This window comes from Blautia sp. Sow4_E7, from assembly GCF_052116245.1.
Taxonomy (GTDB): domain Bacteria; phylum Bacillota; class Clostridia; order Lachnospirales; family Lachnospiraceae; genus Blautia_A.
In genome coordinates, this window is the sequence record NZ_JBQKLL010000004.1 from 143,211 (window position 1) to 158,098 (window position 14,888).

General features: G+C 45.2%; 9 protein-coding genes. 3 read left to right on the plus strand and 6 right to left on the minus strand.

The genetic code is table 11. From position 1 onward, the window contains the following. Window positions 1–29 precede the first annotated feature (29 nt). Entirely contained in the window at window positions 30–794 is a 765-nt protein-coding gene (locus tag ACTQ50_RS04405; protein ID WP_441483138.1) for a GNAT family N-acetyltransferase, read from the minus strand. Window positions 795–955: 161 nt separating this feature from the next. On the opposite strand from ACTQ50_RS04405, the gene ACTQ50_RS04410 reads away from it, so the two are divergent. After that, window positions 956–1,495 (plus strand): nitroreductase family protein, encoded by a 540-nt coding sequence (locus ACTQ50_RS04410; protein ID WP_441483139.1) that lies wholly within the window; start codon window positions 956–958, stop codon window positions 1,493–1,495. A 234-nt stretch (window positions 1,496–1,729) separates the two neighbouring features. Further along, window positions 1,730–2,851 carry a DUF362 domain-containing protein gene (locus ACTQ50_RS04415; protein ID WP_441483140.1) on the plus strand — a complete coding sequence of 374 codons (1,122 nt, stop codon included), beginning with the start codon at window positions 1,730–1,732 and terminating at the stop codon, window positions 2,849–2,851. 178 nt (window positions 2,852–3,029) lie between these two features. On the opposite strand, the gene ACTQ50_RS04420 is transcribed toward ACTQ50_RS04415, so the two are convergent. From ACTQ50_RS04420 to ACTQ50_RS04430, 3 genes are all read right to left on the minus strand, one after another. Beyond that, complete coding sequence (locus tag ACTQ50_RS04420) at window positions 3,030–5,102, minus strand: beta-galactosidase (RefSeq protein WP_441483141.1); 2,073 nt, start codon at window positions 5,100–5,102, stop codon at window positions 3,030–3,032. 218 nt (window positions 5,103–5,320) lie between these two features. Then, window positions 5,321–6,649: a glycoside hydrolase family 43 protein gene (locus tag ACTQ50_RS04425; protein ID WP_441483142.1), complete on the minus strand. Its 1,329-nt coding sequence runs from the start codon at window positions 6,647–6,649 to the stop codon at window positions 5,321–5,323. Between the two features lie 26 nt (window positions 6,650–6,675). After that, on the minus strand, window positions 6,676–7,311 hold the full coding sequence (locus ACTQ50_RS04430) for a hypothetical protein (protein ID WP_226821348.1): 636 nt from the start codon (window positions 7,309–7,311) through the stop codon (window positions 6,676–6,678). Between the two features lie 189 nt (window positions 7,312–7,500). On the opposite strand from ACTQ50_RS04430, the gene ACTQ50_RS04435 reads away from it, so the two are divergent. After that, window positions 7,501–8,280: a PIG-L family deacetylase gene (locus tag ACTQ50_RS04435; RefSeq protein WP_441483143.1), complete on the plus strand. Its 780-nt coding sequence runs from the start codon at window positions 7,501–7,503 to the stop codon at window positions 8,278–8,280. 124 nt (window positions 8,281–8,404) lie between these two features. Here ACTQ50_RS04435 and ACTQ50_RS04440 read toward each other — a convergent pair whose 3' ends face one another. Together ACTQ50_RS04440 and ileS are read right to left on the minus strand one after the other, a co-directional pair. Further along, the gene (locus ACTQ50_RS04440) at window positions 8,405–10,882 is read right to left on the minus strand and encodes a glycogen/starch/alpha-glucan phosphorylase (protein WP_441483144.1); all 2,478 of its coding nucleotides are present in this window, start codon (window positions 10,880–10,882) and stop codon (window positions 8,405–8,407) included. A gap of 215 nt (window positions 10,883–11,097) precedes the next feature. Then, on the minus strand, window positions 11,098–14,250 hold the full coding sequence (ileS, locus tag ACTQ50_RS04445; protein WP_441483145.1) for an isoleucine--tRNA ligase: 3,153 nt from the start codon (window positions 14,248–14,250) through the stop codon (window positions 11,098–11,100). Between the last annotated feature and the right edge of the window lie 638 nt (window positions 14,251–14,888).

Genomic DNA, 14,888 nt, shown 5'->3' on the forward strand with positions numbered 1-14,888 from the left:
GTTTACCATACTTCCAGGTTCGCCGCAACTTACCTTTTCACTTTATAGACAAAATACTCATGACTGAAATGATACCCCAGTTTTTCTGCCAGCCCCACTGACATTTTATTCGCAGCGTCCCAATTCGGATAAAGACCACGCTTGTCGCATTCCAGCAGCAACCGCGCTGCACCGATATACGCAAGTCCTTTCCTCCGGTAGTCCTCACGGGTTACCACCTCGATTTCAATTCCGCCGTGATAACCAGAGTAAGAGGAAATACCCGCTACAACCTCTCCATCTTTCAGAATTGCCACGCCCAGGCCAAACCTCTCATACTGGGTATAATCCTCATAATTCACCGCCAGAGCTTTGCTCCACTGAGTGTTTCTGCATATCTCAAAAAGGTTCTGGTCGATCAGCTTCATCTCATATTCTCCCGGCAGACTTTCCGCCGCTTTCCTAAGCTTTTCCAGATCAAAAATCCCCGGCTCCTTTGTTATCGCATAGCGGACTGTCTTCACCGCCTTTTCCCCATAACAGTTCTCAATCATCTGCGCCCACTCTTCATTCTGGGGAACCAGGATCAATTCCTCAGACTCGCAATCCTCCGGGCAAAAAAGTGTCATTTCTTCCGTTGGTTTTCCACTCAAAAAGCAGAAATCCCCCAGCATAACCGCCCCACTCTCCGGATTCTCCAATGAGTCCACATAAATCTTCCCCATCACTCCCTGCACCGCCGACCAGACTACACTATCCTGCCAGCCAGTGAAAAGGGAAGCTGCTTTACTTGTATCTTTTAATTCACGAATCATCTCTCTACTCCTATGTAAAAACTATTTTTACTATATCCATCTCTATCGCATTTTACAACTATTTTTTCAAATTAACGGAGTCTTCCTAATTATATTCCAATTGATTTTTGAATCTGGAAATGCCATAATAATAAAAAACATTTGGACAAGGAGGATTTCTCATGGAATTTCAGACACTTATTGAGAAGAGAAGAACTGTGCGCAAGTACAGCCCGGACACCAAGGTTACCAGAGAGCAGATCCAGGAGCTTGTGAGGGCTGCGCAGGAGGCACCTTCATGGAAGAATACGGAGACAGGACGTTATTACTGTGTTTTATCGGAGGATGTGAAGCTGCGACTCCGTCAGGAGTGCCTGGGTTACGCCAATAACGATATAAAAACAGAGCACGCTGCTTTGATCGTCACCACCTTTGTACATAATCACGCAGGCTTCCAGAAAGACGACACACCAGATAATGAAATCGGAAATGGCTGGGGATGTTATGATCTGGGGCTTCAGAATGAGAATCTGATCCTGAAAGCAGAGGAGCTTGGGCTTTCCACTCTTATTATGGGGCTTCGGGATGCAGATAAGATCCGTGAAATGCTTTCTATTCCAGAGGAAGAAACTATCGTTTCTGTTATCGCAGTTGGTAAGGCAGATGAAGAACCGAGCCGCCCGAAACGCAGAGAGCTGGATGAAGTATTAAAATTTTTCTAAAATAAACGTTTCAAAACATGGAGAACTGACAATGAGCAATATATAACGGTTCATTGTCGGTATCCAGCAACTTGTTTTTATAAACGAAGAAAACCATAACACAGCAACATTTGTTCTTCTCTGATAATTAAAACAACTTGACATTTAAAGGGCTACAAGAATAATATGTTGCTAAGTGGGCATGTCTCCAATGAGTGACATCCGCACATATAAAAACCAGAAATGAGGGATATCATGGAAAAATCAACCGTTTATTTCACCGATTTCCGCTGCAAACCTGGTCTTAACCAGCTGGATAAGCTGAAAAAACTGTGTATCGCAGCCGGAATCAAGGACATTGACATGAATGGTAAATTTGTTGCTATCAAAATGCACTTTGGTGAGCTTGGAAACCTGGCTTTCCTGCGTCCGAACTATGCAAAGGTTGTAGCGGATCTTTGTAAAGAGCAGGGCGGAATGCCATTTCTTACTGACTGTAATACCCTTTATCCAGGAAGCCGTAAGAATGCACTGGAGCATATGGACTGTGCGAATCTGAATGGTTTTAACACCATTACCACAGGCTGTCAGATCATTATCGGTGACGGACTTCGTGGAACAGATGATGTGGAAGTTCCAGTAGAAAATGCTGAATATTGCCCAACTGCCAGAATCGGACGTGCCATTATGGATGCTGACGTTTTCATCAGCCTGACTCATTTTAAGGGACATGAGGCTACTGGTTTCGGCGGAGCCATCAAGAACATTGGTATGGGCTGCGGAAGCCGCGCTGGAAAAATGGCGCAGCACAACAGCGGCAAACCAGTTATTGAGACAGATATCTGCCGCGGATGCAAGCGTTGTGCGAAAGAATGCGGAAGTGATGCCATTACATATCCGGAGAAAAAGGCTGTCATTGATTATGAGAAATGTAAGGGCTGCGGCCGTTGTATTGGTGCCTGCAGTTTTGATGCCATTCATAATCCACACAGCAATTCCAACGAGCTTCTCTGCCGCAAGATGACAGAGTACGCACAGGCAGTCTGTCATGGCCGCCCATGCTTCCATATTGCACTGGTTCAGGACATCAGCCCGAACTGCGACTGTCATGGAGAAAATGATGCGCCGATCCTTCCGGATATCGGAATGTTCGCAAGCTTTGATCCGATTGCTCTTGACCAGGCCTGTGTAGATGCCTGTCTTGCAGCACAGCCGATCCGCAACAGCCAGCTGGGAGATAACCTTGCAAAACCAGATTGGCATTGCCATCATAACCACTTTATGGACTCCAATCCAAACGTGGAATGGGAAGCTACGCTGGATCATGGACAAAAGATTGGACTTGGCTCCAGGGATTATGAATTGAAAAAGATTTGATTCTTGTAAAATCTTTAGTTATTGTTTTGAGTTCGTAAATTTTCTATAAAAAAGTTCCGGTGAATGATTTCTATCATTTACCGGAACTTTCTATTTACATGAACAATGAGCCAAAGTTCGTGCTTGCACGAAGCCTTGACGGCTGCCGCGATAACAGGCAAAACTCGCAGAGCGTATTTTATTCTTCTTCTATAATCTTCACACCCCATGCTGGCATTCTAAGTGCGGCTTTATTTTCAACTTGCACATCTTCCAGTAATTCTGTGCCAGTTTTATAATCATATGGCATTTCCAGTTCTACTGCTGAATAATTCAGGAAATAGCGGACTGTTTTGCCAAGGTCGTTGGTTCCTTTTCGAACGATGACTGGGTACTGGTATTCCGGAATTTCTACGTCTGCCTGTGGAAGAACTGCTTTGTAGACAGCTTTTAAGGTATCTTCGTCAGTCATGCAGCCAACATATACCGCCTGTCCTTTGCCGTAATGGTTTCGAGTGATGGCAGCGTAGTCTTTCCAGTTGTAGTGGTCGTAAGAAGCCAGTACCTCTGCTCCATCTGGAACCAGGAGTTCCATAAATATCTGTGCAGACGGGGAAGTACTATCTTTCGCATAAGCCTTGTCATCCAGACAAGTACTGCCTTTCTGACATATTTTCCCAGAAATAATTTTTCCAGTTAATCCTACATTTTTCGGGAAAGTAAACTGGTCGTAGTGAACACCAAAACAATTATTCAAAATGTGTGGCTGGACATCATGGCTCACTTTCACATTCTCATTTGCAAAAGCAGACTTAAAGGACGCGATCAGCGTTCCGCCATTTTCCACATACTGATTCAGCCGCTCTAATAATTCATCTGGTGCTGCATAAAGTGCAGGTACCACAATCGCTTTATACTGATCCAGATTCTCGGTTTCCGGCCAGATGAAATCGCATTCTACGTTCATATGATACAGAGTATCGTACATCCAGCGCATAACGTCATTATAATAGATACTCTTCGCATCTGCGCCTGGCGCCTGCTCCTGGATTCGGAACCAGTTCAGGGCTGTGAGTGCCTCGTTGCTAACCAGCACTGCCACCTCATTTTTCTTTTTCAGATTTACCAGATGGCTTCCCAGCTTTTTAAACTCATTTCCAATAATGCAGGCTTCCTTATACGGTGCATTCTCCTGGAAATCATGGCTCAGCAGACCTTTCCAGTAAGTTTCAAAGGAATTATGAATGGAATGCCAGTGCCAGTACATTACGCTATTTGCTCCAGATGCCAGGTGGCTGTATGCCTGTAATCTCAGCTGATTCTTATACGGTGTCCAGCCAGGAAATCCCTGTGCTTCGGTCTCGATCACCAGATAATTGTCCTGTTTTAAGGAACGGATCAGATCTCCTCCGAATGCAATTTCAGCACCGGTAAGGTCATCCTGTGTAGGATGATAAATGTCAGTTCCTGCAATTGTCAGACACTGGGACGCGTGGAGATGGTTTACATAAGGTTGAATTCCATAGGAATATCCTCTCCACTCAAAGTCCAGGTTATGGGTCACAAACTGGTCTTCTCTTCTGTATTCATTTACAATGTCTGCCTGCCAGCTTAAGAATTTGTCAACCAGAGTTCTCTGGAATTTCTCAAATTCTGCGCCAAGACTTCCATTGATAGTACCGCGCACATCTGGGAAATCCTCCCAGGCGTTGATACGGTTGCTCCAGTAATCCAGACCGAATTCATAATTCATAGCGTCCAGATCATCGTGGAATTTTTCCCGGAGGTATTTGACAAACTGTTCCTGCACATTTTTGCCTGCAGTTCCGTAGTATTTCGTCTCATTGTCCAGCTGGAAACCGATGACACATTTTCTGTGGGCTGTACGCTTCATCAGCTCGCGGATCACGCGCTCAGCATAAAAAAGATACACCGGATGAGTAATATCCATAATCTGACGGGCGCCGTAAATGCCTCTTCCCTCAACCGTCTCAGCCAGCACATCCGGGTGCGCCTTTACCATCCAGGTAGGCACTGCATAAGTAGGTGTACCGATAATTACGTTGATTCCCGCCTCTTCCATGGCGTCCATCACTCTTTCCACATGGGAAAAATCAAATACTCCTGGCTGTGGCTCGCAGGTGCTCCAGGTAGATTCTGCAATTCGAACAGTGTTGATCCCTGCTTTTTTCATCATAGCCACATCTTTGTCCAGACGGTCGTATGGCATATATTCGTCGTAGTATGCTGCTCCGTAAAGAAGTTCCTTCATGTTTTTCCTCCCTGATTTTCATTTATGCAATGTCTGCCCTGCCGGCATATTCACCTTGTTATCCTTTGTAAGTGATTTTATCAGAATTTTCCTTTTATTCATATCACGTATTTCAGTTATTTATCACTTTTCTCAGTAAGCGTAACTATTTACTCCATAGTAGATAACTGATTTGTAATGCGCCGCCTAAGCGCGAAAATTTTCTTTGTCTTCTCCAATTATTTGAGGACAAAATCCGACTCCCATTTAATTACCACTCTATTTCCGTCAAAGTTAAGCGGCAGCCAGATATATCTGGAATCTGCCAGGTCTGTGCTGTTCCAGCGGTCGCCGTAGTAAATCCACTGACCTTCTTTCGTCTGGAAAACGCAGGTGCTCTGGGTGTCAAAGGTAATGTCGGCATCTGTGCCGACGCATGGGTTTCCATCATTTTGCCAGTCACCGAAGATTTCATCTGCGGACCAGACTCTGGCCTGGTTGGACATCCAGCCGGTGGTGCTGGAGGACATAAGGTAGTATCTTCCATTGTCGCCTTTAAATAAGACCGGAGCCTCCCGCATGGCTCCTGGAAAAATGCGGATAAAATCTTCTTTATAAACCGCTTTCTCCGGGTCTGTGGACAGATATGTATAATCCTCATTCAGCTTGGAAATGTACAACGTCTTATTATTTTCACTGGTATAAGTGACATAGGCAGTTCCGTCCTCATCCTGAAAAAGGTTCATGTCACGGGCTTCGCCTTTAGAGGATGGAAAGCAGTCAATCTGCTCGTCCGGACACTGACTTAGCCGGTATCTGCCAAGAAATTTGAATGGACCGGCAGGGGAATCGCTAACTGCCACTCCAGCCATACCCACATCATATTTATAGGTATTCTTTTCCGTACTATCATCGCTGTGAAACCAGAGCACATAGTTGTCATTTTTGTGATTATATAAGAGTTTTGGACGTTCTATTACGGTATTTTTGTTAATACAGTTATAGATTTCATCCAATTCATCGCTGGTATGATCCTGATAAAGCTCCTGGAAATAGGAATCCTCATCCAACTGTTCCCGGGATTCTACGGCCCGAAATACATCGCCCTGGAATTCCCAATGATACAGATCATCGGAAGTGTAAACAGCCACATCATTTCCCAAATGACCGGAGGATTTATCTTCACCTACCCAGACATATTTTTCTGTTTTGACCCCATTTTCATCTGGTACTGGCATAAGCTGGATCTGTCCGCCATGGGCCTGGATCACGTTACCGTCTGTGTCTAACCAGGACGCACCGGGGAGAATTGCTATTTCTGTTATCTCTTTCTGCTCTGCCTCATCAGTTATATTGTTATCCATACTCCCAGTTTGAGCTTCAGCAACTTCCGTTGGCATCTGCTGATTTTCATTCGCATATAAAGCCTCACTGCCTTTTCCAAGCCCGGAAAATAAATCCGCAATATCATAAAGGCTGCAGCCACTTAAAGTTACCGTTGCTGCCACGCACGCGGCCAGACCAATCAGTTTCGCCTTTCGTTTTCCTTTTTTATTACAATGTTTCAATTTCCATTATCCTCACATTTACTTTTTCACAATACACCACCAAGCATGGGTGCAGAAGGAAATACTGTCATCAACACTAATCCGGCAAGAAAGAAGCATTCTCTTACCTTATTTTCTTTTCCCTCAGATAGCCTGGCAATTGTCAGTAACAATAGGCCAGCACCATAGGGAATTAAAGCTACACTGTTAATTCCACAAAAAACAGCCAGCAGTGCTCCTGCCAGAGAAATCAGTAATTCCACAGCTTTTCCCCACACAGCCAGTCGAATTTCTCCCTTTTTCCACATCCAGCCAAACCAGATTCCACACAGGACAATGCTTCCAATTCCAGCCGCTTTCATACAGCCGTTCATCCAGTCATCACCAGTGGCATAAATGATCACGGCTGGGAATACCCAGATCATTCCAATTATGTAAAATATTCTACTACAAATCCCAACACCGATCGTCATCCGTCCTGTTTTCTCCGCAACAGATGTATTATTAGCAGCCCGCATATCCCCTTCGTTCTGCACCATATACAGTATTTCCGCCATGATACAAAATCCCATTCCGGCTGCCACGAACATCATAGTAAACGATGGACTAAACACCATCCCTTTATACGCGGCCAGAAAACACATTATAAATCCCAGAATAAATATAAGATTCTTTTTTCTCATTCATTATTACCTCAAAGATTTTACTGGTCTAAGTATAACAGCCTTCCCACTTTCATGTCCAGCCCTACGGCAAAGTCTTAACTTTCCCTAAAGTTTCTTAAGTTCTTCTTATCCAGCTTGTAACTTTCCTAAAACATAGTATAATTGAGAACATAGTTATTAAAAACAACTTGAAACGGAGCTAACCCCATGAACACAAACACACCCACGGCTTCAAGCGTTTCCCCTTCCGCGCGCCAAAGATATACTGCTATCCTTCGCCGCTTGCGTCATCACTGGAAACGGAAGCTGCTTTTTCTTATAATTGCTATCGCCATCCTTTTCCTGGCAAAAGGTTTTTACCTGCTTTACCCATATATAAATCTCCCCCACGTCACCACCGCAGACCTGGATGCCCTTGATCTGGATGGCTACGACAAGGTAATGTTCGTCGCCCACCCGGATGACGACCTGCTCTGGGGCGGCAGACATTTAATTGAGGATGATTACCTGGTTGTCTGTATGACCCGCGGAAATGATCCGGTGCGAAGTGCAGAGTTTAAGTCTGTGATGGAAGCCACCGGTGATAAATATCTGATTCTCTCCTATTCGGACAAAATAGGGAAACGCCGGAGCAGCTGGACTTTCTGGAAAAAGGATATGGAGGCCGATATCGCCACCGTCCTGAATTACAAAGCCTGGACCCAGGTGGCCACCCACAACCCTCACGGCGAATACGGGCACCAGCACCACCAGATGACCCATGAGCTTGTGGAAAAAGAATATAAAGAAACTGGCTGCAAGGCAGATTTCTATTCTTTTGGAAAATATTATGTAAATGACAAGGTTCCCTACGACCTTGAAGAAATGCAAAAAGATCTCTACATCCAGAAACGCAAACTGGCCAGCCTCTACACCAGCCAGCGGACTACCGTCCGAAAAATGTATCACATGCTGCCTTATGAATACTGGCAGAAGGAAGATTACTAAAAAATCCTCCCGGAATAGCCGCGGTTGCACCGTTTCACCATTCCGGGAGGATTTCTTTTTTCATATTTAAAGTTATCCGCATAAACGGTCATCACCGTTTCGCTTCAACCTTTCCTGCCGCTATTTATTTCTCAGCAGCCTCGCTCTTAGTAACAGTAACCTTATCCAGATGCCAGATATCATCTACATACTCCTGGATGGTTCTGTCAGAGGAGAATTTTCCGCTGCATGCGGTGTTCAGGAGAGCCATCTTTGCCCACTTCTTCTCATCCTTGTAAGCAGCTTCCACTCTCTTCTGAGCCTCAGCATAGGATCTGAAATCGCCCAGGATGAAGTACTGGTCTGCTCTGGAGCAGTTCTTTGTTGTAAGAAGAGAATCATAAATGTCTCTGAACAGCTCTGTATCGCTGGAGAAAGTACCATTGATCAGCTGCATCAGTACCTGACGGATCTCAGTGTCTGTGTTGTAAATAAATGTTGGGTCATATCCGCCGTGGTTCTCATAGTTGATGATCTGGTCAGCGCTCATACCGAAGATGAATGCGTTCTCCTGGCCAACTTCCTCAACGATCTCTACGTTTGCACCGTCCATGGTTCCAAGTGTAAGGGCACCGTTCAGCATGAACTTCATGTTACCTGTACCAGAAGCCTCTTTACTTGCTGTGGAGATCTGCTCGGAAACATCTGCTGCTGCGAAGATCATCTCTGCGTTGGATACTCTGTAGTTCTCGATGAATACAACTTTGATCTTGCCATTGATAGTCGGATCATTGTTTACAACATCACCTACACAGTTGATCAGTTTGATGATCTTTTTCGCACGCTCATAAGCAGCGGAAGCTTTTGCACCAAAGATAAAGGTTCTTGGATAGAACTCCATCTCCGGATGTAATTTGATCTGGTTGTACAGATAGATTACATGAAGGATGTTGAGAAGCTGTCTCTTGTACTCATGAAGTCTCTTAACCTGTACATCAAAAATGGAGTGAGGATCAACTTCAACACCATTGTGCTCCAGAATGTATTTTGCAAGACGCTGTTTGTTCTGGAATTTGATGTTCATGAACTCCTGAAGAGCTTTCTCATCATCTGCATAAACCTTCAGCTTGCCAATCTGGGAAAGATCTGTTACCCAGTCTGGTCCAATATGGTCTGTAACCCATGCAGCAAGATTCTGGTTTCCGTGAAGAAGGAAACGTCTCTGGGTGATACCGTTTGTCTTGTTGTTGAACTTCTCTGGCATCATCTCGTAGAAGTCTTTTAACTCCTGGTTCTTCAGGATCTCTGTATGAAGTCTTGCAACACCGTTTACAGAGTAGCCTGCAACGATTGCAAGGTGTGCCATCTTAACCTGTCCGTCATAGATGATCGCCATCTTTTTGATCTTCTCATAGTTTCCAGGATATTTGTTCTGGATCTCGATGATGAAACGACGGTTGATCTCCTCGATGATCTGGTATACACGTGGAAGCAGTCTGGAGAACAGCTCGATCGGCCATTTCTCAAGAGCCTCGGACATAATAGTGTGGTTGGTGTAAGCCACACACTTGGTAGTTACTGCCCAGGCGTCATCCCAGCCAAGACCTTCCTGATCCATGAGGATTCTCATAAGCTCTGCAACAGCCATAGTCGGATGAGTATCGTTCATCTGGAATACGACTTTCTCATGCAGTTTCTTGATATCATCATGTGTCTTTTTGTATTTCTCGATTGCAGCCTGAATACTTGCAGATACGAAGAAGTACTGCTGTTTCAGACGAAGCTCTTTACCAGACATCTTGTTGTCATTCGGGTAAAGTACGTTTACGATATCTTTTGCAAGGTTCTCCTGCTCAACGGCTTTCTTGTAGTCACCTTTGTCAAAAGAGTCAAATCCAAACTGCTCGATTGCAGCTGCATCCCAGATACGAAGAGTATTTACTACATTGTTCTCGTATCCAACGATCGGCATATCATATGGAATAGCCTTTACAGCCTGATATCCTTCATGGATGAATTTATTCTGGCCGGTTGCCTGGTCATACTCAACTCTTACATAGCCGCCGAAATGTACTTCTTTTGCATATTCCGGACGACGAAGCTCGAATGGATAGCCGTTCTCAAGCCATGCATCCGGAACCTCAACCTGGTATCCGTCTCTGATCTCCTGTTTGAACATACCGTAACGGTAGCGGATTCCGCAGCCGTATGCGCAATATCCAAGTGTTGCAAGAGAATCAAGGAAGCAGGCAGCAAGTCTTCCAAGACCACCGTTTCCAAGTGCTGGATCCGGCTCCTGGTCCTCAAGTGCGTTGATGTCGATTCCAAGCTCCTCAAGAGCTTCCTTCACCTCGCCGTATGCGCCAAGGTTTAAAAGGTTGTTTCCAAGGGCACGTCCCATAAGAAACTCCATGGACATGTAGTAAACAATCTTCGGATCCTGCTCTTCATAAGCGTTCTGTGTATCAAGCCAGTTATCGATGATAACATCCTTCACAGTGTAGCTTACAGCCTGGAAAAGCTGCTCCTGGGTTGCCTCTTCAAGCTTTCTGCGGTAAAGAAACTTAACGTTATCTTTTACACTCTTTTTGAAGGTTTCTTTGTCAAACTGTTTGTCAATCATTTTGTCCCTCCTGTTGTATGTTTCATTAACACTTACCAGAAATATCCTGGCAAATGTAGTGAACAGTAACATGGTGTATCTGATATACCGGACAAAAGGTTCTGAAATTCCAGAACCTTTCGCCGTAATATCTTCTTAAGTATATAGCAAAAATGTCTCAAAACATCGAAACAAAAGTGAAAATATTGTTAAATCAAGGGCTGCAGCTCTTTGCTTTACAGTTTTGTAACACCAAGAGTTACATGCTCTTTATTAATATTCCACTCTTTTACATAACCATCAGTCTCGCCGTAAACAACTTCCTCAGCCAGAACCTCAGATTTGATCTCAGCCTCGTTAGCCTTCATGGTCTCAACGATCTTCTCGTTATCCTTTACGGAAACGCGGATCTTGTCCATAACCTCGAAGCCGGCCTCTTTACGCATGGTCTGGATCTTGCTGATGATCTCGCGGACAAAGCCCTCCTCGATCAGCTCAGGTGTCAGGTTAGTATCCAGAACAACAGCGGTCTCACCCTCTGCCTCTGTTACATAACCTTCGGTCTGTGCGGTCTCGATGAGCAGATCTTCCTCTGCCAGCTCTACCTTGTTTCCATCGATATCAAGTACAAGTACGCCGTTTGCTTTCAGCTCGTTCATAGCCTGGCTGCCATTGATCTCTGCAAGTGCAGTACGGATTCCGCCAAGAAGCTTGCCGTATTTCGGTCCAACTGTACGAAGCTGTGGTTTGAAGCTGTAGGAAATGAAGGATTCCACATCATCTGCAAATTTCACTTCTTTTACATTCAGCTCATCTGCAATAATGTCTGTGAAATAGTTATCCATCTTCTTAGGCGCTTTTACATACATGGTTCCGATCGGCTGACGGTTCTTGATGTTTGCTGTATTACGGCATGCACGTCCAAGAACAACAACCTCCAGAACTTCTTCCATGCTGTCTTCCAGATCTTTGTTGATCCACTCTTCTTTTACTTCCGGGAAGTCGCAGAGATGGATACTCTCAGGAGCTGTTTTGTCCAGAGATCTTACAAGATTCTGGTAGATATCCTCTGTCATGAACGGGATCATCGGAGCTGCTGCCTTGGCAACCGTTACTAATGCTGTGTAAAGAGTCATATAAGCATTGATCTTATCCTGCTCCATTCCCTTTGCCCAGAAACGCTCACGGCAGCGTCTTACATACCAGTTACTCATCTCGTCTACAAAGCCCTGAAGTGCTCTTGCAGTCTCCGGGATCTTGTAGTCGTTCAGATCTTCGTCAACGGTCTTAACAAGTGTATTCAGCTTGCTGAGGAGCCATTTGTCCATAACTGGAAGCTTGTCGTAGTCAAGTGTATATTTTGTGGCGTCAAAGCCATCAATATTTGCATAAAGTACAAAGAATGCATAGGTATTCCAAAGAGTACCCATGAATTTACGCTGACCTTCCTGAACAGCTTTTCCATGGAAACGGTTCGGCAGCCACGGTGCACTGTTGATGTAGAAGTACCAGCGGATTGCGTCAGCACCGTAGGTTTCCAGTGCGTCAAACGGATCAACTGCATTTCCTTTGGATTTACTCATCTTCTGGCCATTCTCATCCTGTACGTGGCCAAGAACGATAACGTTCTTGTACGGAGCCTGGTTGAAAAGAAGAGTAGACTCAGCAAGAAGGGAGTAGAACCATCCTCTTGTCTGGTCAACAGCCTCGGAAATAAAGTTTGCAGGGAACTGCTGTTTGAACAGCTCCTGATTCTCAAATGGATAATGATGCTGTGCAAATGGCATTGCTCCGGAGTCAAACCAGCAGTCGATAACCTCTGGTACACGGTGCATAGTGCCGCCGCATTTCGGGCATTTCATGGTGAGCTCGTCAATGTATGGACGGTGAAGCTCTACGGTCTTGGCACGCTCGTCGCCTGTTTTCTCATAGAGATCCTGACGGCTTCCAACAGATTCCATGTGGCCGCAGCTGCACTCCCAGATGTTCAGTGGAGTTCCCCAGTAACGGTTACGGCTGATTCCCCAATCCTGAACGTTCTCAAGCCAGTCGCCGAAACGTCCCTTACCAATGCTCTCCGGGATCCAGTTGATGGTGTTGTTGTTGCGGATCAGATCGTCCTTAACAGCTGTCATCTTGATGAACCAGGATTCTCTTGCGTAGTAGATCAGTGGTGTATCACAACGCCAGCAGTGTGGGTAATCATGCTCAAATTTCGGAGCGTCGAACAGCTTGCCTTCTTTGTCAAGGTCGGTAAGAACCATCGGGTCTGCCTTCTTAACAAATACACCGGCATATGGTGTCTCAGCAGTCAGGTTTCCTTTTCCATCTACGAACTGTACGAATGGAAGGTCATACTCACGGCCAACACGGCTGTCGTCTTCACCGAATGCAGGAGCGATATGAACAATACCAGTACCATCGCTCATGGTTACGTAGTTATCACATACTACATAGTGGGCTTTTTTGCCTTTGGATGCTACGTAGTCGCCTGTGCATTTGAAAAGCGGCTCGTATTCTTTGTATTCCAGATCTTTACCCTTGTAGGTTTCCAGAACTTCGTAAGCTGGCTCGTCATCTTTTGCAAGCTTGCCCAGTACTTTGTCCAGAAGGGCTTCTGCCATATAATAGGTATATCCGTCTGCGGCTTTTACTTTGCAGTAGGTCTCATCCGGGTTTGTACAAAGTGCAACATTTGACGGCAGTGTCCACGGTGTGGTGGTCCATGCCAGGAAATATGCGTCCTCGCCTACAACCTTGAAACGTGCGATTGCAGAGCGCTCTTTTACTAATTTATAGCCCTGGGAAACCTCCTGGGATGAAAGCGGAGTTCCGCAGCGTGGGCAGTAAGGAACGATCTTGAAGCCTTTGTATAAGAGGCCTTTGTCCCAGATTTCTTTCAGTGCCCACCATTCGGACTCGATGTAGTTGTCCTCATAGGTTACGTATGGATGCTCCATATCAGCCCAGAAACCAACTGTTGAGGAGAAATCCTCCCACATTCCTTTATATTTCCAGACGCTCTCTTTACACTGCTGGATAAATGGCTCCATACCATATTCCTCGATCTGCTCTTTTCCGTCCAGACCAAGTTTCTTCTCTACCTCAAGCTCTACTGGAAGACCGTGGGTATCCCATCCAGCCTTACGAGGTACCATGTAGCCTTTCATTGCGCGGTATCTCGGGATCATATCCTTGATAACGCGGGTAAGTACATGGCCGATATGCGGCTTGCCGTTTGCAGTTGGCGGTCCGTCATAGAATGTGTAAGTCGGGCCTTCTTTACGATTTTCCATACTTTTTTCGAAAATATGGTTTTCTTTCCAGAATTCTTCTACTTTTTTCTCGCGATCTACGAAATTGAGATTCGTGTCTACTTTCTGGTACAAAGTTTTTTCCTCCTTTTATTTATAAATGTCAGGCTTCCTGCATGCACAGGTCCTGATTCGATTGCTGTCCGGGACTTCCAGAGTACGCAGTCAAAACGCCAGAGGAGTTTCCTTATATAAGAAAAGCCTCCATCCCTGCAAAAGGACGAAGGCTGTCAGCACTCGTTATACCACCTGTTACAATGTACGGGCTCATGGCCGATACATGGTCCCGGTAACGGGGGAACGCCGTTATTCCCTACTTGATTTCAGAAATAAAACTCCGGAGTGATCTTCGGCTGAATCTACTTGCGGCGGGCTTGCACCGTCCCCGTCTCGCTGAAAAGATTGCGGCATTCTTTATCCACGCAACCTTAAACGTTCAAAATCAGCTTACTGTCTCCATCGCAGTCTTTGCCTATGATGTTTTCTTGTCTATTATAAGGGGCGCAATTTCTATATGTCAAGTGTTTTTCCGCTGAAAAAATGGGGAGAATAAGGGAAAATACTGCTGGATTTGTCTATTTTCCGGGATGGCAGGAACAATTCACACTCTTTTAATAGTTTTAGGGAGGGAAAAGTGATATAATGAAGTAATGTTTCAAGGCGCAGCATTGAAATATTACGCTACGCAAAGGTCACCGCAAGCGAAGTTCGCG

Coding starts and splice junctions, on each gene's coding strand:
- ACTQ50_RS04435 (WP_441483143.1), top strand. CDS start 7,501: ATGAACACAAACACACCCACGGCTTCAAGCGTTTCCCCTTCCGCGCGC.
- ACTQ50_RS04405 (WP_441483138.1), bottom strand. CDS start 794: ATGATTCGTGAATTAAAAGATACAAGTAAAGCAGCTTCCCTTTTCACT.
- ACTQ50_RS04410 (WP_441483139.1), top strand. CDS start 956: ATGGAATTTCAGACACTTATTGAGAAGAGAAGAACTGTGCGCAAGTAC.
- ACTQ50_RS04430 (WP_226821348.1), bottom strand. CDS start 7,311: ATGAGAAAAAAGAATCTTATATTTATTCTGGGATTTATAATGTGTTTT.
- ACTQ50_RS04420 (WP_441483141.1), bottom strand. CDS start 5,102: ATGAAGGAACTTCTTTACGGAGCAGCATACTACGACGAATATATGCCA.
- ACTQ50_RS04415 (WP_441483140.1), top strand. CDS start 1,730: ATGGAAAAATCAACCGTTTATTTCACCGATTTCCGCTGCAAACCTGGT.
- ACTQ50_RS04440 (WP_441483144.1), bottom strand. CDS start 10,882: ATGATTGACAAACAGTTTGACAAAGAAACCTTCAAAAAGAGTGTAAAA.